This window comes from Gilliamella sp. W8136 (genome assembly GCF_016101285.1).
Lineage (GTDB): Bacteria > Pseudomonadota > Gammaproteobacteria > Enterobacterales > Orbaceae > Gilliamella > Gilliamella apicola_N.
The window spans coordinates 145,423-172,403 of record NZ_JACFQU010000004.1 but is presented as its reverse complement, the minus strand read 5'-3'; the positions used below and the strand labels follow the sequence as shown (position 1 = coordinate 172,403).

Sequence of the window (26,981 nt, the reverse complement as noted above, 5' to 3'; positions counted from 1 at the left end):
TAGGCTTATTTTTATAATATCGTTTTGACTACCTTTAATATTTTATCGTAATCAGGTTCATTTGAGATCTCTTTAACATATTCGACATAAGCAATTTTATCGTTTTTATCAATGACAAATACCGCGCGTGCCAATAAACGCATTTCTTCAATTACAACACCATATTTTAATCCAAAATCGAGATTCTTGTGATCTGATGTCACTTTAACCTCATCAATTCCGTCTGCTGAACAATAGCGATTTAATGCAAAAGGTAAATCGACACTGACTGAAAATATAATGGTATTTTTTAATTTTGTTGCTTCGACATTAAAACGATGCACTTGAGCACTACATACCGAAGTATCAATGGAGGGAACTGAGTTAATAATTCTGACTTTACCTTTAAAATCCGATAATTTTACCGGTTGCATTTTGTTATTTTCGACAACAAAATCAGGCGCCTTATCACCAACTTTGATTTCAGGTCCGAGTAACGTGATAGGATGACCTTTCATGGTAACTTGATTTACTCTTTTTTGCATAATGGTTTCCTTTGTGTCGAGTTGAAGTGAATGACGTTTTTAATTTTCATTTACTATAAAGCTAGAATCAATAAGCAGCAATAATTTACTTTGCTTAAAATCCATAATTGATCTCATTATTAAATTTGTTGATAGCAATGCAATAAAACCAAAAAATAACCTCACCCTTTTGTCTGTTATTTATGCAAAGGTATATAATGATATTCCCTGATTTTAATACATTTATGATTATTATGAATCAACTTGTTATTACTGTCTGTTTACTCATTTTAAGTAATTTTTTTATGACGTTTGCTTGGTATGGGCATTTACGCTTTTTGCATAATCAAACTTGGATTATTGCAGTGTTTATTAGCAGGGGAATTGCACTTTTTGAATATTTATTGCAAGTTCCAACCAATCGGATTGGTTTTCAAGTCGCAACCGCGGGTCAGTTAAAAATTATTCAAGAAGTAATTAGTTTATCTGTCTTTATTCCATTTTCAATCTTTATCTTAAAAGAGCCTTTTAAAACTGATTTTATTTGGGCTGGTTTATGTCTGCTTGATGCCGTGTTTTTTATGTTTCGTGACAAAATCTTTGTGTAATGGAAGGTTAGAATCAGTTGATGGGTAGTTTAGTTTTTCTACTCTTTAATCCAAAACGATACTTTTTATAAAATTTTTAGATTCAGTCGTATACGTTGTTTAATATTGAAATGTGACTCTTGTCACATAATAAAACATCATGATTTATTAATATAAAATCCAATTTATGATTAATCAATTAATAAATAAGTCAGTATTATTCAGCAGTGATTTAACAATCTAAAGTAAATGCTTTTTATCACTTTAAAAAATGAGTAAGTAAATTTAGATTATTAAAGTAACTGACTAAATTTCAAATATTATTTTTTATTGAGGAGATAGGTATGCAAAAAGTTTTTGTAAAGAGTATTATCATTTGTTCTTTGTTATGTACGAATGTGTTTGCCATTGAAGCAAAGGATGTAACAACTGATCCGCAAGATTATTACCTTAGAGTAGATCAAGCTCCAGATAGTTTATTACTTTTGCCGCAACCACCCGCTTACAATAGTATTGAATTTCTTAGAGATAAAGCTCAATATGATTGGGGGAAATCCATGCGTAATACGGAACGAGGACATCAGGCATATTTAGATGCGGATGCGACAAAAGATAATGTTACTAAACAATTTTCCCCCTCTTTTGGTTATGAGATTTCGAGCACTAAAACACCAGAGATTTACAAGCTTATTACTACAATGAAAGAAGATGCGGGTGATCTTGCAACACGATCTGCAAAAGTTCATTATAATCGGGTTCGACCATTTTCATTTTTCAAAGAACCAACTTGTCGACCTGAAGATGAGAAAACATTATCAACCAATGGTTCTTATCCATCAGGGCATACTACTTTAGGATTTGCTATTTCGTTAGTGCTTGCCGAAATAAACCCACAACGCCAAAACGAGATTTTAAAACGTGGCTATGAAATTGGGGAAAGTCGAGTAATTTGTGGTTATCATTGGCAAAGTGATGTTGATGCAGCCAAAGTGATGGCTGCCGCCGTGGTCGCACAGTTACATACCAATGAAGAGTTTAATAAACAGTTAGTTAAAGCTAAAGCGGAATTTAGTCAATTGAAAAAGTAAATATCAAATCTGAAAGGCTTTATTCGATTACTATTTTTTAAAATTTATTTTGATATTGGCTTTTAGTCGTTAAAAGCCAATATATTTTTGCGTACTAAAGTGCTTTAAAGGATATATCCGGTAAGATCGCTTGACCTTGCCAATAAAGCTCGCTGGCAATGCGGCCTGCAATTTGACAATAAATTTGGGTAAATTCACTTTCTGGATGATTAATAACCGTTGGTTTACCTGTATCCAGATCTTGGCGCAAAATTTTATGTAAGGGGATCTGTCCGAGTAACGATGTTTGATATTGTTCAGATAGACGCTTTGCACCGCCTTCGCCAAAAATTGCTTCGTGATGACCACAGTTTTCACAAATATGGTAACTCATATTTTCAATAATACCCAAAGTAGGAATATTAACTTTAGTAAACATGGTAATCCCTTTTTTAGCATCAATGAGTGCAATATCTTGTGGAGTTGTAACAATGACCGCGGCTGTAACGGGAATACTTTGCGCAAGCGTTAACTGAATATCGCCCGTTCCTGGCGGCATATCAATAACTAGATAATCAAGTTCAGGCCAAAATGTGTCTTGTAAGATTTGCAATAAAGCTTTACTGGCCATTGGACCACGCCATACCATTGCACCATCAGAATCCACTAAATAGCCAATTGAATTACTGGCGAGTCCATAAGCCATTATGGGTGTCATGTGTTTATTATCTGGTGTTAAGGGTTGTTGTTTTTCTGTACCTAACATGGTGGGAATGGATGGGCCATAAATATCTGCATCTAAAATACCTACACTGGCGCCTTGTTTTTGTAGTGCAAGTGCTATATTAACGGCAGTTGACGATTTACCAACACCACCTTTACCAGAGCTAATGGCAATAATATTTTTTATATTGTTTATTGCATGTTGGTTGTTGGCACGCTTAAGTGTAGCGATATTGTATTCAATATGCCATTTTACTTCTTTAACATCGGTAAGTTTGAGTAACTGTGGCGTGAGCGCTGATTTAAGTTCTTCAAAAGCAACTTGCCATGCAAATGGCATAATTAACTTTATGGTTAGAATTTGATCGACTATTTCACAAGTTTTAACTGCACCAAGTTCAATCAAATTTTTTTGTAAGGTAGGATGAGTAAAATTTTCCAGAATTTTTTTCGCTTCCATGATATTAGCCTTATTTTTTGTGCATTTACTTTATACTCATATTGCTTTGACTTTAGACTATTTCAAGTATTGCCTTTATTTATAAAGTGTAAAATATAGTGTTGCAGATTTCTTAAATCTAACATTTTGGGCTTTGACACTTTACAATACTGTTGAGTATATAAAGAAATTTTATCAAATTATGGCATAAATCTAGCGATAATCACACGTTTGATGTACTATTTCTGTCATTATGTAATAGAAGGTAATTAATTAACATGACAACGCAACGCAAAATATTGGTGACTTGTGCACTTCCATATGCAAACGGTTCAATTCATTTAGGTCATATGCTTGAACATATTCAAGCGGATGTCTGGGTACGTTTTCAACGTATGCGCGGTAACGAAATCTATTTTATTTGTGCCGATGATGCGCACGGTACGCCAATTATGCTTAAAGCTCAGCAATTAGGTATTACACCAGAGCAGATGATTGAAGAAGTTAAAATTGAACATCAACGCGATTTTGCTGGTTTTAACATTAGTTATGATAATTACCATTCAACTCATAGCCCTGAAAATCGTCAAATATCAGAACAAATCTATAAGCGTTTAAAAGCTAACGGTTATATTAAAACTAAAGTTATTTCGCAATTATTCGATCCAGAAAAACAGATGTTTTTACCCGATCGTTTTGTTAAAGGCACATGTCCTCGTTGTAAAGCACCCGATCAATATGGTGACAACTGTGAAGTATGTAGTGCTACTTATAATCCGACTGATTTGATTGATCCTAAATCAGTTGTTTCGGGCGCAACGCCAATTTTGAAAGAATCAGAACATTTCTTTTTTGATCTGCCTGCTTTTTCAAACATGTTACAAGCTTGGATCCGTTCTGGTACATTGCAAGAACAAGTAGCAAATAAAATGCAAGAGTGGTTTGAAGCAGGTTTGCAACCATGGGATATCAGCCGTGATGCTCCTTATTTTGGTTTTGAAATTCCTGATGCACCGGGCAAATATTTTTATGTTTGGTTAGATGCGCCAATCGGTTATATGGGCTCTTTCCTTAATTATTGTAATAAAAATAACAAAGCAATCTTTGATGAATTCTGGAGTAAAGATTCAAGTACTGAACTTTATCACTTTATTGGTAAAGATATTGTCTATTTCCACAGCCTATTTTGGCCAGCGATGCTTGATGGTAGTGAACATCGTAAACCGTCCAATATTTTTGTACATGGCTATGTTACGGTTGATGGTGCGAAGATGTCTAAATCACGAGGTACTTTTATTCAAGCAAGCACTTACTTAAGACATTTAGATCCAGATTGTTTGCGCTACTATTATGCTGCAAAATTATCACCACATATTGATGATATTGATTTAAATTTAGAAGATTTTGTACAACGTGTTAATAGTGATTTAGTAAATAAAGTTGTGAACATCGCATCGCGTTCGGCTGGATTTATTAGCAAACGTTTTGATGGCAAATTATCTGATAAAGTTGCGGAGCCAGAGCTTTATGCGCAATTTGTTGAAAAGGCCAAAGTGATTGCCGATTACTATGAACAACGTGAATCAAGTAAGGCTATTCGCGAAATTATGGCATTAGCAGATGAAGCAAATCGCTATATTGACGAAAAAGCACCGTGGGTTGTGGCTAAACAAGAAGGACAAGATCAAGCTTTACAAGATATTTGTTCAATGGGTATTTTCCTATTCCGTATTCTAATGACTTACTTAAAACCTGTTGTGCCATCATTAGCACAGCGTACCGAAGAGTTTTTAAATAGCCAATTAGAATGGCGAGGTATTGATAACGCCTTAACTGGACATACAATTAATCGCTTTAAAGCCTTATTTAACCGAATTGATATGGATAAAATTACTGCAATGATAGAAGAAACTAAAGAATTAACGACATCGACAGTACCTGCTAAAGAAAAAGTAGCTGAGCCAATTGCTGATACCATTAATTTTGATGATTTTGCTAAAGTTGATATGCGTGTTGCATTAATCAAGAATGCTACTTTTGTAGAAGGTTCAGATAAATTATTGCAATTGACTCTCGATATTGGTGATGAAACGCGTAATGTGTTTTCGGGCATAAAACAATTTTATCCTGATCCTCAAGTTTTAATTGGTCGTTTAACGATTATGATTGCAAACTTAGCTCCTCGTAAAATGCGTTTTGGCGTTTCAGAAGGTATGGTTCTTTGTGCAAGTGGTAAAGACGATGGTGAGGGTGTTTACCTTTTATCACCGGATAGCGGAGCAAAACCAGGTATGCGAATTTCATAATTCATATCTACATTTTTAAAATAACATCTTAACAAGTTCATACACTTGTTAAGATGTTTGAGGTTACACACACGTTTTAGTATAAAAATTTATTCATTAAAGTAATATTTATTTAAGTCTCTTTTTCGATTATAAATGTTTATTTAACTAACTATCATGTAACCATTTCTGTTTTTGTCGACTTTATCAAATAAAATCTCATTCGGTATCTTTTGCAAATAGCATTACTGTTCTGTATTTTTAAAATAACATCTTAACAAGTTCATATGCTTGTTAAGATGTTTGAGGTTATGCATACGTTTTAGTATGAAAATTTATTCATTAGGGTAATATTTATTTAAGTCTCTTTTTCGATTATAAATGTTTATTTAACTAACTATCATGTAACCATTTCTGTTTTTGTCGACTTTATCAAATAAAATCTCATTCGGTATCTTTTGCAAATAGCATCACTCTTCTGTATTTTTAAAATAACATCTTAACAAGTTCATATGCTTGTTAAGATGTTTGAGGTTATGCATACGTTTAAATATAAAAATTTATTCATTAAAGTAATATTTATTTAAGTCCCTTTTTTGATTATAAATGTTTATTTAACTAACTATCATGTAACCATTTCTGTTTTTGTCGACCCTCTCAAATAAGATCTCATTCGGTATCTTTTGCAAATAGCATTACTGTTCTGTATTTTTAAAATAACATCTTAACAAGTTCATATGCTTGTTAAGATGTTTGAGGTTATGCATACGTTTTAGTATAAAAATTTATTCATTAAGGTAATATTTATTTAAGTCTCTTTTTCGATTATAAATGTTTATTTAACTAACTATCATGTAACCATTTCTGTTTTTGTCGACTTTATCAAATAAGATCTCATTCGGTATCTTTTGCAAATAGCATTACTGTTCTGTATTTTTAAAATAACATCTTAACAAGTTCATACACTTGTTAAGATGTTTGAGGTTACACACACGTTTTAGTATAAAAATTTATTCATTAAGGTAATATTTATTTAAGTCTCTTTTTCGATTATAAATGTTTATTTAACTAACTATCATGTAACCATTTCTGTTTTTGTCGACTTTATCAAATAAAATCTCATTCGGTATCTTTTGCAAATAGCATTACCGTTTTATCGGGTGTAATAATCGTTCAATAATAAAATCTGCGTTTAAATCACGGCACTTTACTTTCATACCTGTTAACGTAATCCAATATTACTTCGCGATGCATATTCAACAAATAGCAATAAATTTTTAGAAACTTACTTAAGTTAGCAAATATTAAAAAATCATTCTTATCCAATAATTAATGAACGATAGTTATTCATTAGATGGCGCAGTTAAAAGTTGAGGACAGAATAGCTAAAATAGAGTTATTGATGAATCTCATCCAAAAATATTTTCACATATCGGCAATTAGGTTGCCATAACCTTAATTTATGTACATGTCAGAGCGCTTTTTTGTAAAAAAGTTTCAGATTAAGTATACGTTTCAGTATAAAATTTATTGAATTTAAGCTGCTATTATCGGTCATAGCTAATAATTGAAATCCTTAATAATAAATCCTATTGCCATTATTTTAATTTTAGTATTATGTTATAAATGAAAGGCTAGGGGGATAGCAATGTTGTTATCCCCCAAGTGTCGTCGGTTAGTAATGTTAGATAAAAATATTGTCTATCTTTAAATTTATAAACTTTACATCCGATCTTGTTATTAATGGATAAAATAAATTAATATTTCCCTTAACTTTTTTGATTTTGCGAAGGATTTCCAGAATAAGGAAATATGCTGTCTTTTAACGAAAATGAAAAATCTTTCGTGTTGATCTCCCCAATGATTTTATCGCTATCATACAGAGCTAACAAAAATTGCGCCATTTCATCGGCGGAATGATATTTTGCAAAACGTTTATCATAATCATATTCATCAGTATTATTGGCTTTTTTTCCAAATTCGGTTTGCGTTGCTGCGGGAGCGAGAACTTTTGCTCGTAACGGTGCATTAGCTTGTATCAATTCTTGCGCTAATCCTTCGGTAAAGGCATTGACGTAAAACTTAGTTGCGCAATAAGTGACTGCATTTGGAACGATAGTATATCCTCCTCTTGATGAAATATTGATAAGTTGCGTATCTGGTTGATTATGATATTTACGCACATAGAGCGTTGATAGGATAGTTAATGCCTCAATATTTAAATGCAACATTGACTCTATTTTGTTTAAATCTTGCTCGCCAACACTGCCATAATGACCAAAACCAGCATTATTGATCCATGTTTCAATAAAATATGGTTCTAAATCGGTAAAAAGTGAATGCACATTGCTAGATACCGATAAGTCACATTTTTTTATAATGACATCTAATTCAGGATTAATATCGGCAATTTTTTGTTTGAGTAAAGTTAACTGTTCTTGTCGTCTAGCAATAACAATTAGTGGTTTATTTCGTTTTGCAAATGCGATGGCAGTTGCGTAACCTATTCCTGAACTTGCGCCAGTAATGACAGTATATCTTAAATCTGTATTGACCATTTTTTCATATCCATTTTTGAAATTGTTACTTAAATTTTGCTTAATGATTAAATTAACTTCTTAAAATCATCTTTAATTGTAAAAATATTAAGATGATAGAGTTTTATATTTTAACTTAGGATTTCCATGAGTTATGTGGTAATTCAAGTTTTCTATCAGCTTTAGATAATGCCTGCTGTAATTGCTCAAGATTGAGTGGCACACAATAAGCTGGTTTAGCACGTTCAAAACGCCAACTTTCAGATAAGTTTCCTATATCGATATAGTCAAATCCGACTTGATTAATTAATTCATATACAGTTTGTTTTGCTAAATCATCATTACCTGCGATAGGAAGTGCTCTTCGATTTGTTTTATCATATGGTTTTGCATCTTTTAATATATCTCTAGCAAGAATGGCATTAAATACTTTAACTATTTTTGATTTACAAAGATGCTGGGCGACTAATTCACTTGTGGTTGTTTGATAGGAATCTAATTGTTCAATGTGTCCATCACGATCGGGGTAGTAATTCATTGTATCAAGAACGATCTTATTACTGAGAAGATCCGTTGGCAATTGTTGATAATTGATAAAAGGAATTGCAACGAGAATAATATCACTGAAATCAATTGTTTCTTCTTGACTACCAATTTCACAACCCAAACTGCTTGCTACACTAAATAATGTGTTTTTATCTCGTGAGTTACATAACATGACTTGATATCCAGTTTGAATAAATAATTTAGCCCAAGCTTGACCAACAAATCCAGCTCCGATTATTCCAATTTTTTTTAACATATTAATTCCTAAGTCATAAATGAATTTGTTATATTATTCTCTTAAAATAAAAGAGAATAAATGATATCAAAATTGTTTTATTAACAACTAGAGGTTGGTAATGTGGATCTTTTAAGAAGTATGGAAGCTTTTGTATTGACCGTAAAAACAGGTTCATTTGCAGCTTCAGCCATTTCACTAAATACATCACCACAAATGATCGCCAAATATGTGGTATTTTTAGAAAATTATTTAGGTTTAAAGTTGCTGAATCGTACGACACGGTCGCAAAAGTTAACCGAGTTTGGTAAACAATATTATGAAAAGTGTTTATTCATCCTTGATGAAGTGAAAAGTTCAAAAACATTAGCGCAACAATTTATTGAGGAGCCTAAAGGTCGGCTTCGAATCAGTGCGCCAGTGAGTTATGGACATTTTAATTTGATTTCTGTGCTTAGTCGTTTTATGAGATGCTATCCAAAAGTAAATGTTGATCTTCAATTAAGTGATCGCTATGTCGATTTAGTTAAAGATGATTTTGATATTGTTTTTCGAATTGGCGAATTATCTAATTCAAGTTATATTGCTCGTAAACTCAATTCTTACAAACTTATTTTTGCAGCTTCACCAACTTATCTTGCTAAAAATGGTATACCGGTAACGCCTAATGATATAAAAAAACATCAATGTTTAATTTATCAATATGTCAATCCAACTAAAAAAGATTATCTTTGGCCTTTTAGTATTAATGGAAAAGTAATTAATATTCCCATATCAGGAACATTAAAAAGTAATGATACTTTAGCTTTAGCAAATGCCGCTGTCGAAGGTTTGGGGATAACGATGTTACCCCAATCAATGCTAAGTGAGCTTATTCGTCAGAATAAATTATTTCCAATATTACAAGATTTTTTACCACCAGCTAGAGAAGTTCATCTGCTTTATAAAGCTGATAAACAGCAACTTCCTAAACTTAAGATGTTTATTGAATTTATCACTAATTCAATGTGATAAATAGAAAGTTTTTTTGAAGTTTTAAATTAGTTTAAAAATTCAGATTTGCTTTATTAAGATAATCAATAAAGTCAACAATAACAAAAAAGGCGATAAAAAAAACCGCCTTTTTGTATGAGAGATTCTAAAATAATCAGAATTACTGATTATTTTATGGTAGCTAAAGTGCTTAGTTCTTTACCTAACATATTATTTAAATATACCAAGTCATCTGCAGTTAAAGTCCCAACGGCATATTTTAACTGTAGTAAACTTGTTAGATAATTATATTTTGCATCCGATAGATTTCGTTTAGAACTATAAAGCTGTGTTGTTGCATTTAGCACATCAACAATGGTACGTGTACCAACTTGATATCCAGATGAAGTTGCTTCTAATGAACTTTCGGCAGACACAACAGCTTGTTGATAAGCTTTGATTGAACTGATTGAAGATGAAATATTGTTATAAGATGAGCGAACTTGATTAATCACACTACGATTAGTGCTTTCTAATTTCTCGCTATAACTGACAAAATTATGCTGTGCTTGTTCAACTTGTGACATAGTTGCACCACCTGAAAAAATTGGCATGTTGACACTTACACCAACATAATTATTACCAGAATAGCTTTTACTATGATGAGATCCTATAGCACCATTTGAAGAGTAATTTCCATATCTCTCATTTTTATTTAAGTTTGTCGATGCATCTAAACTTGCAGTAGGCATATATCCTGATTGTGCAAGTTTAATTTGTTCACGGGCAATATCTTGATTTAATTTCATTGTTAATAAATTAAGATTAGATGCCTCAGATTGTTTTAATAATAAACTAATTTGAGTTGGTGCTTCGGTTTTAAATGTTTTGGTATCAATCGTTGCTAAACTAGAATAAAAACGTCCACTTACTTGACGTAAATTTTCAATTGAATTATTTAACTCATTTAATGCGTTAACCTGTTGAGCAACCGTTAAATCATAATTAGCTTGAGCATTTTGTACATCAGTAATGGCTACTAAACCAACTTGATGTTGTTGACGAGTTTGTTCTAATTGGCGACCAATTGCTTTTTTCTGAGCATCAATAAAGCTTAAAGCATCAAGTGCTTTTAAAACATTAAAATAAGCAACCGATGTATTTAAAATTAATGTTTGACCTTGGTATTGATAAGCAATATCAGCAATACTTGCTTGTTTTTTTGTAATATCTAAAGCTTTCCAACTTGAGAAATTAAAAATACTTTGTGATACCGTTACTTGGTATAAATTACCACTTTTATTTTTCTGTCCACTGATGTCGCGACGCCCATGTGTTACACCATAAGATGCATTAAGACCAACTTGTGGTAATAAACTTGCTCGTGAACCTGAAATTGCTGAGTAAGCTTTCTCTTTTTCTGCTAAAGAACTACGTAGATCTGGGTTTGTCTCTTTAGCTTGTTCATAAACTTGAATCAAATTTTCAGCAAAAACTGCTTGGCTTAATGTTAAGCCGATTAAAAAGGTTAGCGTTTTTTTCATCAATCATCTCTTTAAAAACATTAAAATATAATTGTATTTTCATTTGTGCGATTTTAACAGATAATTAGCATATAGTAAGCATAGTTTATTTACCATTCGCACTTTTTATTAAAATTCAGCCCAAAACGAGACACAATATGAAAATAAAAAATAATCCAATAAATTTTAACAAAAATGATGTATTTAATCTAACTAAACGGGTGCTTTATAAAGGTTTCTTTTCTTTACTAGAATATCGTTTTCAATATCGTAAATTTGATGGTTCAGTGAGCGATGTCGTTACCCGAGAGGTGTTAGAACGCGGTCATGCTGTGGTCTTGCTTGCATATGATGTTAAACGTGATGAAGTTGTTTTAATTGAACAAATCCGTATCGCTGCAATTGAAACTCAAGAAACCCCATGGATGTTAGAGTTGATAGCGGGAATGATGGATCATGAAAATGAATCATTTGAAGAAGTGGCTAGGCGTGAGGCAATTGAAGAAGCAGGTGTTACCATTGGTCGATGCAAACCTGTTATTAGTTATTTAGCTTCTCCGGGAGGATTAACTGAAAAATTACATATTTTGGTTGGTGAAGTTGATGCTTCAACCGCAACAGGGATTCATGGACTTGCGGAAGAAAATGAAGACATCAAAGTTCATGTTGTCAGTCGAGATCAAGCTTATAAATGGGTTGAAGATGGAGTAATTAATAATGCAGCATCAATTATTGCTTTGCAATGGTTGCAACTCAATTATTTAAATCTAAAAAATGAATGGAAGTAATTACTAATTATATTTAATTATTTCTTTCATTAAAATGTGATCTATTTTACACTTTAATATAACGCTAGGATTTATAATAAAATTATATAGCCTACTGCAATGTTTTGTTTTGCTATTAACATTATTAACCATATTATTTGATGAATAACTGAGGTGAATTTTGGAGTCACTTTTACAGCTGCCAACAAAAAATAAAAATTACGGTAAAATATTACAAATTACTGATACCCATCTTTTTGCTGATGGAAGCTGTGCTTTGCTTGGAGTGAATTCAAACGCAAGTTTTTTGGCTGTAATCGATGAGATTAAAAAATGCAGTAGAACATATGATTTAATTGTAGCTACCGGCGATTTTGTTCAAGATGGTACAAAAGAAGCTTATAAATTTTTTGCAGAGCAAATAACCACATTAAATACTCCTTGTGTTTGGTTGCCTGGAAATCATGATAACTATGACTACATGCAATCCGTTTTTGCTAATTATCGACTTTTAGATAATAAAGTTGTTTTGTTAAGTGATAAATGGATAATTATTCTTTTAAATAGTCAGGTTGAAGGCCAAGCTTACGGCTTATTAGCGGATTCAGAATTACTTTTTTTACAAAAAAATTTAGATAGATATTCTGATAGAAATGCACTGGTCTTTTTACATCATCATCCTATTAATTCAGAATGTCACTGGCTGGATCAGCATATCTTGAAAAATAGTATTGAGTTGGAAAAAATTATACAAGCATATCCTCAAATAAAAGGATTAGGGTGGGGGCATATCCATCAAAGCCAAGATCATCAATGGTATACATGTAAAGCATTTTCTACGCCTTCAACTTGTGTACAATTTAAACCTAATAGTTATAATTTTGGATTAGCTGATAATGATGCACCCGGTTGGCGTGAAATAACATTAACCAACGATGGTATGCTTGAAACAGAAGTATTTCGAATTAATGATAACCGTTTTGTTCCCGATTTATCCCAAAATGGTTATTAAGAGTAAGTGATAATCTTATCTGATTACTATAGTAGTGGGGCAAAAAAGTAAAATAATCGTTCAACAATACGTTGCCAAATAGGTCGCTGTTTCCATATTTCAATATTAACTTTTTCGGACTGTGCTAAATACCCTTGTAGAAGAGAAAAAAGTGATTGGGCAAATTCAGCATCATCAATGACAGTTGTAATTTCAAAATTTAACCATAAGCTTCGCATATCTAAATTGACTGTACCGACTAAACTAAGCTGATTATCAATTAAAACACTTTTAGTATGTAATAAATTATCATTGTATTGATAAAGTTTGACCCCTCCCTCAAGCAATTCTGAAAAAAATGCTCGACTAGCCCATTTAACCATTAAGGAATCGTTCTTTTTCGGAACAATAATAATAACGTCTACTCCACGCTGAGCTGCAGTACATACCGCATGTAAGATGTCGTCACTTGGAACTAAATAGGGTGTAGTAAAAATAATTTGTTTTTGAGCTGCATAAATTGCTGTCAATAATACCTGATGGATCATGTTTTCTGTATAACCAGGACCTGAAGCAATAAGTTGCATAATATGTTTTTTTTCTTCTGGGGGTTCGGCAAAGTCCGTAATTTGGGGTAAAGCAAGATCGGTACCTGTTTCTAATTCCCAATCACTAGCATAAATTGCACCCATTAACGTGGTAACAGGACCACGCATTCTTACCATAATATCGACCCATTCGCCCACATGCTTATTCTGTTTAAAAAAGCGGGGGTCGACAATATTCATGCTACCCGTATATGAGATATAGTTATCTATGATTGCAACTTTACGATGTTGTCTTAAATCTAATCGCCTAAACATAAATCGAAGTAAGTTAACTTTTAGGGCTTCAATAATAATGATTCCCGCTTCACGCATTCTTTTACTTGCCTTTGTTCTAAGAAAACGGCGACTACCTGCAGAATCTACCATTAAGTGACAAGTCACACCACGCTTAGTTGCTTCAATCAATGCTTTTTCAACATCATCGGCTCGACCTCCCTCATTCCAAATATAAAACACCATCTCGATGTTAGAGGTTGCTTGATTGATATCTTCAATTAGCTGATCGAAAATTGCGTCAGTATCACTCAGCAGTTCAATATGATTACCGTTTATACCATCAAGCCCCGTTTGATGTTTACAAAGTTGAAAAATAGGTTTACTAACTTGACTGACTTGGGTTGTGAAAATATCTGGAAAAATGCTAATTCTATTTATAAAGTTAGCAATGATTGGACGCATTTTTTGTGCGCGTTTAACACGCTGTTGCCCTAAATGAGCTTCACCTAACGAGAAATAAAGAATGATTCCAACTATCGGTAAAATATAAATTACTAGCATCCATGCAATTACATAGGTAGTTGGTCTTCGTTTAAACACTATTCGTAACGTCGTAGCAACGATCATCAACCAATAAATCAAAAAGATCAATGAACTGACTAAGGCGTGGAATGAAGTATATTGCATATAAGTTAGCTATTACTTAGGTTGAGTTTACTAATCCCATCTTTAGTACAATCATAATCCTGAAAGACTTCAGGTAATGGTTTAGGATTATTGTGTTTATCTACTGAAACATAAGTAAATACAGCATCAGTGATACAAAAACGTTTCAGTGAATCTGTTGTATCAATTACTTTTTTAACCCAAACTTCAATACCAATAGTAATAGATGTTTTGCCTGTTTTGATACAATGCGCATAGCAACAAACAACATCTCCTACCATTGCAGGCTTATGAAAGGTAATGCTACTTGCGTTAACCGTTACAACTCGATTTCTAGCGATCTCTTTCGATAGAATACCGCCAGCGAGATCCATTTGCGACATTATCCAACCGCCAAAAATGTGGCCATGAGGATTAGTATCAGCAGGCATTGCCAGTGTTCTTAGTACTAGTTGGCCTTTAGGGGATGTATCGGATTGTTTCATATTAAAATACTCCATCTATGCTATTTACTGTCTATATCTTTATCCATATTTTTATATATATAGATTCCCGATATTAAGGATAATAATAACGATGCACCAGGTAAAATAAATACTTTAAAAATCCAGAAAAAGTCATCTGTTGTATAATAGGTTGCACCTAAACTAATCACGCCACATGTCATGAAGAAAGCTATCCATAATATATTTAATCTATTCCAAATGACTGAATCTAGCTGAATTTCTTTGCCTAGAAGCTTTTGAAGCATATTTTTTTTGAAACCATACTGACTAATGAGTAAACCTGAGGCAAACAAAAAGTTAATAATTGTCACTTTCCATTTTATAACATTAGGTTCTCGGGTATAAAGAGTAAATCCACCAAAAACCATCACCATTAAATAAGATATCAATTCTACTTTGTCGATTTTTCGGTAAATGATAAGCACAATTAGAAAACAGACCGTTGCTGCTATCATCAAGGCTTGTACACCAACAAAGACATCATACATTGTCAAAAATATAAAAAAGATTACAAGGGGTATAAAATTTAAAAGCTGTTTCATGTAAATATTAACCTGATAGAAAAGATAACTTGTCTTAGTTATAATTGTAAGTGAAAAAGCCTATCAGAAATAGGCTTATTTTTTTGTATGAAGTTCAGGATGGGCTTTACAATTACCTGATTGGCAATGTCCATAAAGATATAAGCTATGAAAAGTTAATTTAACTCCATATTGCTCAGCAATTTCTTTTTGTCTTGCATTAATAATTTCATCTCGAAATTCAAATACTTCACCACAATCTAAACAAATTAAATGATCATGATGTTTTTGCGTTGCAAGCTCAAATACCGCTCTGCCACCCTCAAAATTATGACGTGTTACAATTCCAGCATCATCAAATTGGTTTAAAACACGGTAGACGGTGGCGAGTCCGATTTCTTCGCCCATATCAAGCAACTTTTTATAAAGATCCTCGACTGTGATATGTTGACATGAAGGATCTCTCAATAATTCTAAAATCTTTAATCGTGGTAACGTAACCTTTAAACCAGCACTTTTAAGCGCTGCATTATTATCATTATCATGATTTGTCATATTACATCCCAATTAAGTTATTAATAAACACATATTATAGAAACTATGCACGGTAAATAAAAGAAATCATTTTAATTGATTAAATGTTCATTTCGGTTTTGACTTGATTGACCCAATTATTGATTCGTTCTTCTGTTAATTCTGGTTGACGATCTTCATCAATGGCTAGTCCTACAAAGTGAGTATCGTCTACTAAACTTTTCGATGCTTCAAAGCTATATCCTTCTGTTGACCAGTGTCCAACTATTTTCGCACCTTTAGGCTCAATAACATCACGTAATGTACCCATGGCATCACAAAAATATTCAGCATAATCTTCTTGATCTCCACAACCAAAAATAGCCACCATTTTACCATTGAAATCAATTTGTTCTAAGTTAGGGAAAAAGTCATCCCAATCAGCTTGTGATTCGCCATAGTACCAAGTTGGAATACCTAAAAAAAGATAATTATATTGTTCTAGTGTTTCTTTAGTTGTTTTTGCAATATCAAAAATATCTGCTTTGTCACTGCCTAAAATTTGTTGGATTTGCTTTGCTACATTTTCTGTATTACCTGTATCGCTACCAAAAAAAATACCAACGTTTGCCATATTTATACCTTTACTGTTATTACTTCATCAAAAATATTTTTTGAGTATATCATTGTCAATTAATATCAGCAATCATTCTCAATTACTATCAACATAAGATATTATTTACTACACAATTTATTCATCTTAGATTAGAATTATTACTAGTGTTTATATTAATTTAAATCATGGAATTTAGTTATGAACCTGCACGAGTATCAATCAAAATATATTTTTAAAGAGTACAATTTACCTGTACCTGAAGGCTATGTTTGTAATTCAGTTGATGAGGTAAAAGATATTTTATCAAAATTACAATCCCAATCGGATATTAGTTCTTGGGTCGCTAAATGCCAGGTTCATGCCGGAGGAAGAGGTAAAGCTGGGGGCGTAATTTGTACTAAAAACTTCAATGAGATAAAAGGTTTTGCTGAAAAGTGGTTAGGTAAACATTTAGTCACTTATCAAACAACATCCAAAGGTCAGCCAGTAAATCAGATTTTAATCGAAAAAGCTTCAAATATTTCTAAAGAACTTTATTTAGGTGCAGTTATTGATCGAAGTTCTAAACGTGTTGTTATTATGGCATCGACTGAGGGAGGAGTTGATATTGAAAGTGTTGCTGAAAAATCTCCACACTTAATTCACAAAATGCCACTCGACCCGTTAACTGGACCATCTGCTTTCCAAGGTCGTGAACTTGCTTTTAAATTGGGATTAACAGGTAAGCTTGTTAACCAATTTTCTAAATTATTTGTTAATTTTGCTAATCTATTTTTAGATAACGATGTTGCATTAGCTGAAGTTAACCCTTTAGTTATTACTGATGAACAAGAACTTGTTTGTTTAGATGCTAAAATCGTTCTTGATGATAATGCTCTTTTTCGTCATCCAAAATTAAATTATTTAAAAGATACAACACAAGAAGATGAACTTGAATCCATTGCTGCCAAACAAGGTATTAGTTATGTTTCTTTAGATGGAAATATCGGATGCATGGTTAACGGTGCTGGATTAGCAATGGCTACAATGGATATCATCAAATTATATGGTGGTGAACCTGCTAACTTTTTAGATGTTGGTGGTAGTACAACTCAAGAACGTGTAGCAGAAGCATTTAAATTGATTTTATCAGAAAAAAATGTCAAAGCGATTTTAGTCAATATTTTTGGTGGTATTGTTCGTTGTGATTTAATTGCTGAAGGTATTATTAGTGCAATTCAAGAAATAGGTCTTAAGGTTCCGGTTGTCGTACGACTTCAAGGTAATAATGCCGAAATTGCCCGAAGTATTTTAGCTGATAGTAATCTAAATATTATTACCGCCAAAAGTTTAACAGATGCTGCACAGAAAATCGTTGGCGTTGCAAAATAGTGAGAGTGGAGAAGATTTATTATGTCAATTTTAGTCGATAAAGAAACCAAAGTCATCTGTCAAGGATTTACTGGTAGTCAAGGTACATTCCATTCTCAACAAGCGATAGCATATGGAACTAAAATGGTAGGAGGCGTCACACCGGGTAAAGGTGGAACAACACATTTAGGTTTGCCAGTCTTTAATACCGTTAAAGAGGCGGTTGCGGCAACGGGTGCTACAGCCACCGTCATTTATGTGCCTGCTGCATTTGGAAAAGATTCCATCCTAGAAGCAATTGATGCTGGAATAAAATTAATTGTTTGTATAACTGAAGGCATCCCAACTTTAGATATGTTAATCGTCAAAGAAAAATTGAAACAAAACGACGTAGTTATGATTGGACCAAATTGTCCTGGAATTATTGTACCGAATGAATGTAAAATTGGTATTATGCCAGGGCATATTCATTTAGCGGGTAAAGTTGGGATTGTTTCTCGCTCTGGAACGTTAACTTATGAAGCAGTTAAACAGACAACGGATATCGGTATTGGCCAATCTGTTTGTGTCGGTATTGGCGGTGACCCAATTCCTGGAAGTGATTTTGTTTCAATTTTGAAATTACTTGAACAAGATCCAAAGACTGAGGCTATTGTTATGATAGGTGAAATTGGGGGAAGTGCAGAAGAAGAGGCCGCTGAATATATTAAAAAACATGTAACTAAACCTGTTATAGCCTATATTGCAGGAACATCTGCTCCAGCAGGTAAACGCATGGGACATGCTGGTGCGATTATTTCTGGTAACAAAGGTACAGCGAAAGAAAAAACCAAAGCGCTATTATCAGCAGGTATAACTATTGTTACTAACCTTGCTGATATTGGAAGTGCTGTAAAAAAACAGTTTGATATATAATTTTTGATCCCTGTCAATTTTTATTCTTTAAATAATGTTGTACAATAGCTAAAATAACTTTACAAATTTTGTGGGCATTTAAGCATTTAAGGATAAGAGGGAGCGCTTTATGTTAGATATAGTAGAACTGTCACGCCTTCAATTTGCACTCACAGCAATGTATCATTTCATTTTTGTACCATTAACACTGGGTTTGGCATTTATGCTAGCAATTATGGAAACGGTATATGTTGTTAGTGGCAAGCAAGTCTGGAAGGATATGACCAAATTCTGGGGTAAACTATTCGGTATTAATTTTGCTGTTGGTGTTGCTACCGGTTTAACTATGGAATTTCAATTCGGTACCAACTGGTCTTATTACTCGCACTACGTGGGTGATATTTTTGGGGCACCGCTTGCAATTGAAGGATTAATGGCATTTTTCTTGGAATCAACGATGGTTGGTTTATTCTTTTTTGGATGGGATAGACTAAGTCGTGGTAAACATCTAATGGTTACTTGGTGTGTGGCGTTTGGTTCAAACTTTTCAGCGCTTTGGATTTTAGTCGCAAATGGGTGGATGCAATTCCCTATAGGATCTGAATTTAATCCGATAAACTCACGTATGGAAATGGCCAGCTTTTTCGAACTAATTACCAATTCTGTTGCTCAATACAAATTCGTACATACTGTTGCTGCAGGATACTTAACCGGTGCGATGTTTGTTTTAAGTATTAGCTCATATTATCTTTTAAAGAAACGAGATTTACCTTTCGCAAATCGTTCTTTTGCCGTAGCGGCCATGTTTGGTTTTATCATGTCAATTGTTGTCGCCGTCATGGGGGATGAAGCAGGTCACGAATTGTCGACCGTACAACCTACTAAACTGGCAGCAATTGAAGGTGAATGGGAAACTCAACCTGCACCAGCGTCATTTAATGTGATTGCATTCCCATCGCAAAAAAATAAGGAAAATTTATTTGCAATTGAGATTCCGTATGTAATGGGAATAATGACTACCCGTTCACTTGATAAGCAAGTAGTTGGTTTGAAAGATATTATTACTGACAATGAAACCAGAATCCGTAATGGTATCTTAGCCTATGCTAATTTAGAAAAAATTCAAAAAGGCGATCAAGATCCATCTGTTCTTAAAGCCTTTGAGGATAATAAAGCCGATTTAGGATATGGTTATTTGGTTAAACGTTTTACTGATCGTGATAATTTAACGATTCCTGAGGCTACTGAAGAACATATTAAAGCGGCGTCAGATGATTCAATTCCAACGGTATGGCCTTTGTTCTGGGCATTTAGAGGAATGGTTGGTTTTGGATTGCTGATGATTTTAGGTGCTGGACTCGCGTTGTGGGCAACTTACAAAAATAAAATTGGTCAAAAACGTTGGTTACATCGTTTACTTCTTCTATTATTGCCTGCGCCATGGCTTGCTTGTGAATGTGGCTGGTTTGTTGCGGAATATGGTCGTCAACCTTGGGCAATTCAAGATATTTTACCGACTGGAGTCGCCAATTCCTCGTTAACAGCAGGGGAAGTATTATTTACTATGACCTTAGTTTGTGGTCTGTATACACTATTTTTAGTTGCTGAATTGTTCTTGATGTTCAAGTTTGCGCGATTAGGACCAAGTTCATTAGGTACTGGCAACTATTATTATGAAAAAACACAAGCGATATCAGAATAGGCATAGGGAGTATATACAATGATTGATTACGAAATTGTACGCGTCATCTGGTGGGTGTTGATTAGTGTTGTTTTAATCGCTTTTGTTATCACTGATGGCTTTGATATGGGCGTTGGTATTTTATTACCTTTTATCGGTAAAACTGATTCTGAACGTCGTATAATGATAAATGCAATTGCCCCACATTGGGATGGTAACCAAGTTTGGTTAATTACTGGTGGTGCAGGTATATTTGCTGCTTGGCCTATGGCTTATGCTGTATCCTTTTCTGGTTTTTATATTGCGATGATTTTAGTGTTATGTGCATTATTCTTCAGACCAATTGGTTTTGATTATCGTAGTAAACTAGAGAACACTAAATGGCGTAATATGTGGGATATCGCTATCTTTTTAGGAAGCTTTGTTCCTGCACTTGTGTTAGGGGTAGCTTTTGGAAACTTATTAGAAGGTGTACCATTTAGATTCGATAATTCTTATCGTGCTTTTTATGATGGTTCTTTTTTTGGTCTACTTAATCCATTTGCATTATTAGCAGGTATTGTCAGCTTAATGTTAATGGTTGCCCATGGTGGAGCTTGGTTGCAATTAAAGACTTCTGGTGAACTTTATCTAAGAGCTAGAAAAGCAACCCAAATTGCTAGTTTAATTATGTTAATTGCATTCGTATTGGCTGGTGTGTGGGTTACTTTTGGTATTCATGGTTATGAAATTACTAGTGCAATAGATTACAATGGTGTTTCTCATCCGTTAAATAAGACTGTATCAACAGATGTTTCATGGTTGAAAAATTACATGAATTACCCTATTTTATGGCTTGTTCCTGCATTAGGTGTATTATTACCATTATTAACTATTTTCTTTTCTGGTTTGAATAAAAATGGATTAGTGTTTTTATCATCTTCTTTAACCATTGCTTGTGTATTATTTACATATGGTATTGCAACGTTCCCATTCGTTATTCCATCAAGCATTATGCCAAATGCTAGTTTAACAATATGGGATGCAAGTTCTAGTCAATTAACACTGAATATAATGTTTGGTGTGGTGGTAGTATTCTTACCAATCATACTTTTCTATACTATTTGGAGTTATATAAAAATGTTTGGACGATTAGACAAAAATCATATTGAAAATAATAAACATTCACTTTACTAAGGAATAATTATGTATTACGTGTTATGGTTCATTGGAGTTATTGCAACTTGTATGCTTGCTGTTGTTACTGGACTTTGGGTTGAAAACTCTAGTAACGAAAAAGAAACGAACAAATAGTGAAATCTACAAAAAATAAATATAAAGGTGGCAAATTGTCACCTTTTTGATTATTAGTCTGTCAATATGATAAATAATTGACAAATGATAATTGTTTTCATTTAACTATTTTTATATCATAGTGTAGCGAATTTTATATTCAGATATAATGTCGCTAATTTTTAGTTTAAATTAGATTATAGGATATGAAACAATTCAATTGGAATGCAAGAGTCTATTATGAAGACACAGATGCTGGCGGGGTTGTTTACCATGCTCGGTATCTTGCTTTTTATGAACGCGCTAGAACAGAAATGCTAAGACAGCTTAATATTAGTCAACAAACATTACTACAAGAAGGTATTGCATTTGTTGTTAAAAAGATGGATATTAGCTACGACTTTCCAGCCCGTTTAGATGACATGCTAACTATCAGCACTCAGGTTGAGCAAATTCGTAAGGCGTCTATTATTTTTAAACAGACTATATTAAATCAGAATAAGCAAATTATCAGCAATGCTGATGTAATTATTGCTTGTGTCAATATGACTAAAATGAAGCCATGTGCGCTTCCAAAGTTATTAGTTTTGGAGTTTATTTAAGTGGAAAATTTGAATATTATTGATCTTTTTTTACAGGCAGGCCTTTTGGTGCAAGGCGTTATGTTATTGTTATTAACATTTTCTGTGATGTCTTGGGCTATTATATTTCAACGTACTAAAATTTTAGGAAAGGCTAAAAAACAAATTGATCAATTTGAAAATAGTTTCTGGGCATCGGAAGAACTGAATATGTTGTTTGATAAAGCAAAACATCATAAAGAAGACATTAGCGGTACAGAACATATTTTTTATTCAGGTTTTAAGGAGTTTTCACGCCTTTACCAAATTAACCCGAATATGCCAGAAGCTGCATTAGATGGTGCTTCTCGCTCTATGCGGTTGGCAATGAACCGTGAACTTGATAATTTAGAATTACATATTCCTTTTTTAGGTACTGTAGGTTCAATTAGTCCTTATATCGGCTTATTTGGTACTGTTTGGGGGATTATGCATGCGTTTATTTCTTTGGGTGCGGTAAAACAAGCAACATTGCAAATGGTTGCTCCAGGGATTGCTGAAGCTTTAATTGCAACGGCCATTGGTTTATTCGCTGCTATACCTGCTGTTCTTGCTTATAATCGTTTATCATTACGTGTAAGTAGACTTGAACAGAGTTACCTTAATTTTATTGACGAATTTTCAGCTATTTTACAACGTCAAGCTGTGGCTGTTAGGAAATAATTATGAGTAGACGTTCACGATATTCAACCAAATCTGAAATCAATATAGTTCCTTTGCTTGATGTACTATTAGTATTGGTGCTTATTTTTATGGCAACAGCACCAATTATAAGCCAAAGTGTAGAAGTAGATTTACCTGAAGCATCAGAATCAAAAACAGTTTCTCCTGCTGATAATAAACCCATAATCATTGAAGTATCTGGTATTGGCGTATATGCTCTCATTATTGATCAAGATCGTCAATCCGACTTACCTCAAGAGCAGATTATTGCTGAAGTGAAACATCAACTTTCAATAAATGAAAAAGCTGTTTTTTTAATTGGTGGTGCTAAGAATGTTCCTTATGAAGAAATTATAAAAGCATTAAATTTATTGCAATCTGCAGGCGTTAAGTCAGTTGGATTGATGACTCAACCAATTTAATTAACCATAATAATACATTAAAAATATCAGCAATGTCTTATATGCGAAATTCTAAATTAAGTATACCAATTATAATATCGATTATATTACATTTAATCTTAATTATTATTCTTGGTTATCAAGCTATAAAAAATATGGATGGTATCAATTATGGCAAAGAGACTGGAAACAGTATTGATGCTATTATGATTGATCCTTCTGTTATGACAGATCAATATCAACGGCAATTAAAAACGAAAGAAAGCCAACAGCAAGCTGATAGAAAAAGAGAACAGCAGTTAGCCGATCAAGCTAAAGAATTGCAAGAAAAACAACTAGCTGAACAACAATATCTAAAGGATTTAACAAAAGAACGTATAAAACTTGCTGAGCAATTGAAAAAGCAAGAAGAAGAAAGGATTGCAGCAGAGAAAGCAGCAGCGGAAAAGGCGGCGGCAGAAAAAGCGGCAGCAGAGAAAGCGGCAGCAGAGAAAGCAGCAGCGGAAAAGGCAGCGGCAGAGAAAGCAGCAGCGGAAAAGGCAGCGGCAGAGAAAGCAGCAGCGGAAAAGGCAGCGGCAGAAAAAGCGGCAGCAGAGAAAGCAGCAGCGGAAAAGGCGGCGGCAGAGAAAGCAGCGGCGGAAAAGGCGGCGGCAGAGAAAGCAGCAGCGGAAAAGGCGGCGGCAGAGAAAGCAGCAGCGGAAAAGGCAGCGGCAGAAAAAGCGGCAGCAGAGAAAGCAGCAGCGGAAAAGAAAGCAGCGGAGATAAAAGCAAAACAAAAGGCAGAACAGGCTAAAAAAGATAAAGCTATCAATGATCTATTAGGTGGTCTGACTTCTGGTGCTCCAAATTCTCCAAGTGATCAAAGTGGAGCAGCTGCAAGCCGTAAAGGTTCATCCGATGATGAACTAGCTAAATACAAAGCATTAGTAACAAACGCTATAAGCAATAAATTTATAAATCCAGCTAATGTTTACAGTGGCAAAAGTTGTGTTTTACAAATTCAAATAGCACCGGATGGGTTATTACTTAATGTGACCTCTATTGAAGGCGATGAAGCTCTTTGTCGTGAAGCGGTTGCTACCACTAAACTTACCACCATTCCAAAACCAGCGAGTGGCTTATATGATGAAGTAAAAAATATGACAGTTGAATTCCAACCCAAATAGTATTGAAATTATTTTATTAAAAATGATTTGACCTAAAAGCTTCTTTATAGAAATAAATTTTCAACATCTTTTAATGGAGATGTTGAAAATCAATTATTCGTCCTTATATATGTTCTATTCATTCCAAATTTAGTTATTTTAAGTAAGAGAAGGAGCAGAATATGACAACAATAGTCAGCGTTCGCCGTGAAGGGCAAGTGGTTATTGGTGGTGATGGTCAAGTTACACTTGGTGAACGTATTATTATGAAAGGTAATGCACGTAAAGTTCGTCGTTTATATAATAACAAAGTAATTGCGGGTTTTGCCGGTGGTACTGCCGATGCTTTTACACTTTTTGAATTATTTGAACGTAAACTAGAAATGCACCAAGGTCATTTAACTAAGGCTGCTGTTGAACTAGCTAAAGATTGGCGTACAGATAGAATGCTACGTAAATTAGAAGCATTACTTGCGGTTGCCGATGAAAGTGCCTCACTGATTATTACAGGTACTGGTGATGTTATACAGCCAGAAGATGATCTTATTGCCATTGGTTCGGGTGGACCTTATGCTCAAGCAGCAGCTAGGGCTTTGTTAGATAATACATCATTATCTGCACATGATATCGTACAAAAATCTCTATCAATAGCGGGTGACATTTGTGTTTACACCAACAACTTCCAAACTATTGAAGAACTCAATTACTAATTAAACTGATTTAAGAGAACTACTATTATGTCTGAAATGACTCCTCGCGAAATTGTAAGCGAATTAAACCAACATATTATTGGGCAAGATAAAGCAAAACGTTCAGTTGCTATTGCTTTGCGTAATCGCTGGCGTCGAATGCAACTTGATGAAGCATTACGTCATGAAGTTACGCCAAAAAATATTCTTATGATAGGTCCAACGGGTGTTGGTAAAACAGAAATTGCAAGAAGATTAGCTAAACTTGCTAGAGCTCCATTTATTAAAGTCGAAGCAACAAAATTTACCGAAGTTGGTTATGTAGGTAAAGAAGTTGACTCAATCATACGAGATCTAACTGACTCTGCTGTTAAGATGATTCGACAAGAAGCAATTGAAAGAAACCGAAATAGAGCTCAAGAACTAGCTGAAGAACGTATTTTAGATGTGCTTGTACCACCTGCTAAAGATGGTTGGGGGCAAGTTGAAAATAATAATGATTCGACTGCTCGACAAGCATTTAGAAAAAAATTACGAGAAGGTTCACTTGACGATAAAGAAATAGAAATCGAAGTTGCTGGCGTTAATATTGGGGTTGAAATTATGGCTCCTCCTGGCATGGAAGAGATGACTAATCAACTACAGTCAATGTTCCAAAATTTAGGTGGGCAAAAAACTAAAGCTCGCAAAATGAAGATAAAAGATGCCTTCAAGCAGCTCACTGAAGAAGAAGCAGCAAAATTAGTGAATCCGGATGATCTTAAACATGAAGCAATTGAAGCTGTTGAACAAAATGGTATTGTGTTTATTGATGAGATCGATAAAGTGTGTAAAAGAGGTAATTCCTCTGGACCAGATGTTTCGCGTGAAGGTGTTCAGCGTGATTTATTACCACTTGTTGAAGGTTGTACTGTTTCAACTAAACATGGCTCGGTAAAAACCGATCATATTTTATTTATTGCTTCTGGTGCATTCCAAACGGCAAATCCATCAGATTTAATTCCTGAACTTCAAGGGCGTTTACCAATTCGAGTTGAATTACAAGCGTTAACTAGCGAAGATTTCGAAAGAATTTTAACTGAACCTAATGCATCATTAACTGTGCAATATAAAGCATTAATGGCAACTGAAGGGGTGAATATCGACTTTACACCGGACGGTATTCGTAAAATTGCTGAGTCAGCTTGGCAAGTAAATGAGCAAAATGAAAATATCGGTGCTCGTAGGTTGCATACTGTGCTTGAACGTCTAATGGAAGAAGTATCATTTGATGCAAGTGAACTTAATGGCAAAACAGTGACTATTGATGCTAAATATGTAAGTGACCATTTAGATAAACTTGTGGCAGATGAGGATTTAAGTAAATTTATTCTATAATAAATAGAGTAAGATTTAATTAACAATAAAAAAGGTGAGTTTTTTAACTCACCTTTTTTTATTATGCT

General features: G+C 33.8%; 27 protein-coding genes. 17 read left to right on the top strand and 10 right to left on the bottom strand.

Features of this window, described 5'->3' with window-relative positions; genetic code table 11:
- Nucleotides 1-11 precede the first annotated feature (11 nt).
- Nucleotides 12-524, bottom strand: coding sequence for a thiol peroxidase (gene tpx, locus H3T96_RS03760; protein ID WP_144091515.1), 513 nt, complete (start codon nucleotides 522-524; stop codon nucleotides 12-14).
- A gap of 233 nt (nucleotides 525-757) precedes the next feature.
- On the opposite strand from tpx, the gene H3T96_RS03755 reads away from it, so the two are divergent.
- Nucleotides 758-1,111 (top strand): DMT family protein, encoded by a 354-nt coding sequence (locus H3T96_RS03755; RefSeq protein ID WP_144091516.1) that lies wholly within the window; start codon nucleotides 758-760, stop codon nucleotides 1,109-1,111.
- Between the two features lie 323 nt (nucleotides 1,112-1,434).
- The gene (locus H3T96_RS03750) at nucleotides 1,435-2,178 is read left to right on the top strand and encodes a phosphatase PAP2 family protein (protein ID WP_086326729.1); all 744 of its coding nucleotides are present in this window, start codon (nucleotides 1,435-1,437) and stop codon (nucleotides 2,176-2,178) included.
- 94 nt (nucleotides 2,179-2,272) lie between these two features.
- On the opposite strand, the gene apbC is transcribed toward H3T96_RS03750, so the two are convergent.
- The gene (apbC, locus tag H3T96_RS03745) at nucleotides 2,273-3,340 is read right to left on the bottom strand and encodes an iron-sulfur cluster carrier protein ApbC (RefSeq protein ID WP_144091517.1); all 1,068 of its coding nucleotides are present in this window, start codon (nucleotides 3,338-3,340) and stop codon (nucleotides 2,273-2,275) included.
- Between the two features lie 257 nt (nucleotides 3,341-3,597).
- Here apbC and metG point away from each other — a divergent pair, with 257 nt between their 5' ends.
- Complete coding sequence (gene metG / locus H3T96_RS03740) at nucleotides 3,598-5,625, top strand: methionine--tRNA ligase (protein ID WP_144091518.1); 2,028 nt, start codon at nucleotides 3,598-3,600, stop codon at nucleotides 5,623-5,625.
- 1,748 nt (nucleotides 5,626-7,373) lie between these two features.
- On the opposite strand, the gene H3T96_RS03735 is transcribed toward metG, so the two are convergent.
- Both H3T96_RS03735 and H3T96_RS03730 read right to left on the bottom strand, forming a co-directional pair.
- Complete coding sequence (locus tag H3T96_RS03735) at nucleotides 7,374-8,162, bottom strand: SDR family oxidoreductase (protein ID WP_144091519.1); 789 nt, start codon at nucleotides 8,160-8,162, stop codon at nucleotides 7,374-7,376.
- Nucleotides 8,163-8,277: 115 nt separating this feature from the next.
- The gene (locus H3T96_RS03730) at nucleotides 8,278-8,943 is read right to left on the bottom strand and encodes an NADPH-dependent F420 reductase (protein ID WP_144091520.1); all 666 of its coding nucleotides are present in this window, start codon (nucleotides 8,941-8,943) and stop codon (nucleotides 8,278-8,280) included.
- Nucleotides 8,944-9,045: 102 nt separating this feature from the next.
- Between H3T96_RS03730 and H3T96_RS03725 the strand changes: the two genes are divergently transcribed.
- Entirely contained in the window at nucleotides 9,046-9,933 is an 888-nt protein-coding gene (locus H3T96_RS03725; protein WP_144091521.1) for a LysR family transcriptional regulator, read from the top strand.
- A 149-nt stretch (nucleotides 9,934-10,082) separates the two neighbouring features.
- On the opposite strand, the gene tolC is transcribed toward H3T96_RS03725, so the two are convergent.
- Nucleotides 10,083-11,438 carry an outer membrane channel protein TolC gene (gene tolC, locus H3T96_RS03720; RefSeq protein ID WP_086327130.1) on the bottom strand — a complete coding sequence of 452 codons (1,356 nt, stop codon included), beginning with the start codon at nucleotides 11,436-11,438 and terminating at the stop codon, nucleotides 10,083-10,085.
- A gap of 137 nt (nucleotides 11,439-11,575) precedes the next feature.
- Between tolC and nudF the strand changes: the two genes are divergently transcribed.
- Complete coding sequence (gene nudF, locus H3T96_RS03715; RefSeq protein WP_086327129.1) at nucleotides 11,576-12,205, top strand: ADP-ribose diphosphatase; 630 nt, start codon at nucleotides 11,576-11,578, stop codon at nucleotides 12,203-12,205.
- A gap of 160 nt (nucleotides 12,206-12,365) precedes the next feature.
- Nucleotides 12,366-13,196 carry a 3',5'-cyclic-AMP phosphodiesterase gene (gene cpdA, locus H3T96_RS03710; RefSeq protein ID WP_086327219.1) on the top strand — a complete coding sequence of 277 codons (831 nt, stop codon included), beginning with the start codon at nucleotides 12,366-12,368 and terminating at the stop codon, nucleotides 13,194-13,196.
- 26 nt (nucleotides 13,197-13,222) lie between these two features.
- Here cpdA and cls read toward each other — a convergent pair whose 3' ends face one another.
- From cls to fldA, 5 genes are all read right to left on the bottom strand, one after another.
- Nucleotides 13,223-14,686: a cardiolipin synthase gene (cls, locus tag H3T96_RS03705; RefSeq protein ID WP_086327218.1), complete on the bottom strand. Its 1,464-nt coding sequence runs from the start codon at nucleotides 14,684-14,686 to the stop codon at nucleotides 13,223-13,225.
- 5 nt (nucleotides 14,687-14,691) lie between these two features.
- Complete coding sequence (gene yciA, locus H3T96_RS03700; RefSeq protein WP_086327217.1) at nucleotides 14,692-15,150, bottom strand: acyl-CoA thioester hydrolase YciA; 459 nt, start codon at nucleotides 15,148-15,150, stop codon at nucleotides 14,692-14,694.
- Between the two features lie 20 nt (nucleotides 15,151-15,170).
- Nucleotides 15,171-15,713 carry an inner membrane-spanning protein YciB gene (locus tag H3T96_RS03695; protein WP_144091522.1) on the bottom strand — a complete coding sequence of 181 codons (543 nt, stop codon included), beginning with the start codon at nucleotides 15,711-15,713 and terminating at the stop codon, nucleotides 15,171-15,173.
- A gap of 75 nt (nucleotides 15,714-15,788) precedes the next feature.
- Complete coding sequence (fur, locus tag H3T96_RS03690; RefSeq protein ID WP_086327215.1) at nucleotides 15,789-16,247, bottom strand: ferric iron uptake transcriptional regulator; 459 nt, start codon at nucleotides 16,245-16,247, stop codon at nucleotides 15,789-15,791.
- A gap of 79 nt (nucleotides 16,248-16,326) precedes the next feature.
- Nucleotides 16,327-16,839, bottom strand: a complete 513-nt coding sequence (fldA, locus tag H3T96_RS03685; protein ID WP_086327214.1) for a flavodoxin FldA — start codon at nucleotides 16,837-16,839, stop codon at nucleotides 16,327-16,329.
- Nucleotides 16,840-17,019: 180 nt separating this feature from the next.
- On the opposite strand from fldA, the gene sucC reads away from it, so the two are divergent.
- The 11 genes from sucC (at nucleotide 17,020) to hslU (ending at nucleotide 26,913) form a co-directional block, all read left to right on the top strand.
- Entirely contained in the window at nucleotides 17,020-18,192 is a 1,173-nt protein-coding gene (gene sucC / locus H3T96_RS03680; RefSeq protein WP_086351315.1) for an ADP-forming succinate--CoA ligase subunit beta, read from the top strand.
- Between the two features lie 21 nt (nucleotides 18,193-18,213).
- Entirely contained in the window at nucleotides 18,214-19,086 is an 873-nt protein-coding gene (gene sucD / locus H3T96_RS03675; RefSeq protein WP_144091523.1) for a succinate--CoA ligase subunit alpha, read from the top strand.
- A 109-nt stretch (nucleotides 19,087-19,195) separates the two neighbouring features.
- Nucleotides 19,196-20,767, top strand: coding sequence for a cytochrome ubiquinol oxidase subunit I (locus H3T96_RS03670; RefSeq protein WP_144091524.1), 1,572 nt, complete (start codon nucleotides 19,196-19,198; stop codon nucleotides 20,765-20,767).
- 18 nt (nucleotides 20,768-20,785) lie between these two features.
- A complete protein-coding gene (gene cydB / locus H3T96_RS03665) occupies nucleotides 20,786-21,922 on the top strand; it encodes a cytochrome d ubiquinol oxidase subunit II (RefSeq protein ID WP_086351316.1) in 1,137 nt (378 codons plus the stop codon).
- Nucleotides 21,923-21,931: 9 nt separating this feature from the next.
- Nucleotides 21,932-22,039: a cytochrome bd oxidase small subunit, CydX/CbdX family gene (locus tag H3T96_RS03660; RefSeq protein WP_110287270.1), complete on the top strand. Its 108-nt coding sequence runs from the start codon at nucleotides 21,932-21,934 to the stop codon at nucleotides 22,037-22,039.
- A 185-nt stretch (nucleotides 22,040-22,224) separates the two neighbouring features.
- Entirely contained in the window at nucleotides 22,225-22,620 is a 396-nt protein-coding gene (gene ybgC / locus H3T96_RS03655; RefSeq protein ID WP_144091525.1) for a tol-pal system-associated acyl-CoA thioesterase, read from the top strand.
- Nucleotides 22,621-23,301 carry a protein TolQ gene (gene tolQ / locus H3T96_RS03650; protein WP_086327584.1) on the top strand — a complete coding sequence of 227 codons (681 nt, stop codon included), beginning with the start codon at nucleotides 22,621-22,623 and terminating at the stop codon, nucleotides 23,299-23,301.
- A gap of 2 nt (nucleotides 23,302-23,303) precedes the next feature.
- Nucleotides 23,304-23,723, top strand: coding sequence for a colicin uptake protein TolR (tolR, locus tag H3T96_RS03645; RefSeq protein ID WP_039130651.1), 420 nt, complete (start codon nucleotides 23,304-23,306; stop codon nucleotides 23,721-23,723).
- 41 nt (nucleotides 23,724-23,764) lie between these two features.
- Nucleotides 23,765-24,868, top strand: coding sequence for a cell envelope integrity protein TolA (gene tolA, locus H3T96_RS03640; RefSeq protein WP_222102788.1), 1,104 nt, complete (start codon nucleotides 23,765-23,767; stop codon nucleotides 24,866-24,868).
- 161 nt (nucleotides 24,869-25,029) lie between these two features.
- The gene (gene hslV / locus H3T96_RS03635) at nucleotides 25,030-25,557 is read left to right on the top strand and encodes an ATP-dependent protease subunit HslV (protein WP_025316169.1); all 528 of its coding nucleotides are present in this window, start codon (nucleotides 25,030-25,032) and stop codon (nucleotides 25,555-25,557) included.
- Nucleotides 25,558-25,584: 27 nt separating this feature from the next.
- Nucleotides 25,585-26,913, top strand: a complete 1,329-nt coding sequence (hslU, locus tag H3T96_RS03630; protein ID WP_065738670.1) for an HslU--HslV peptidase ATPase subunit — start codon at nucleotides 25,585-25,587, stop codon at nucleotides 26,911-26,913.
- Nucleotides 26,914-26,981 lie beyond the last annotated feature (68 nt).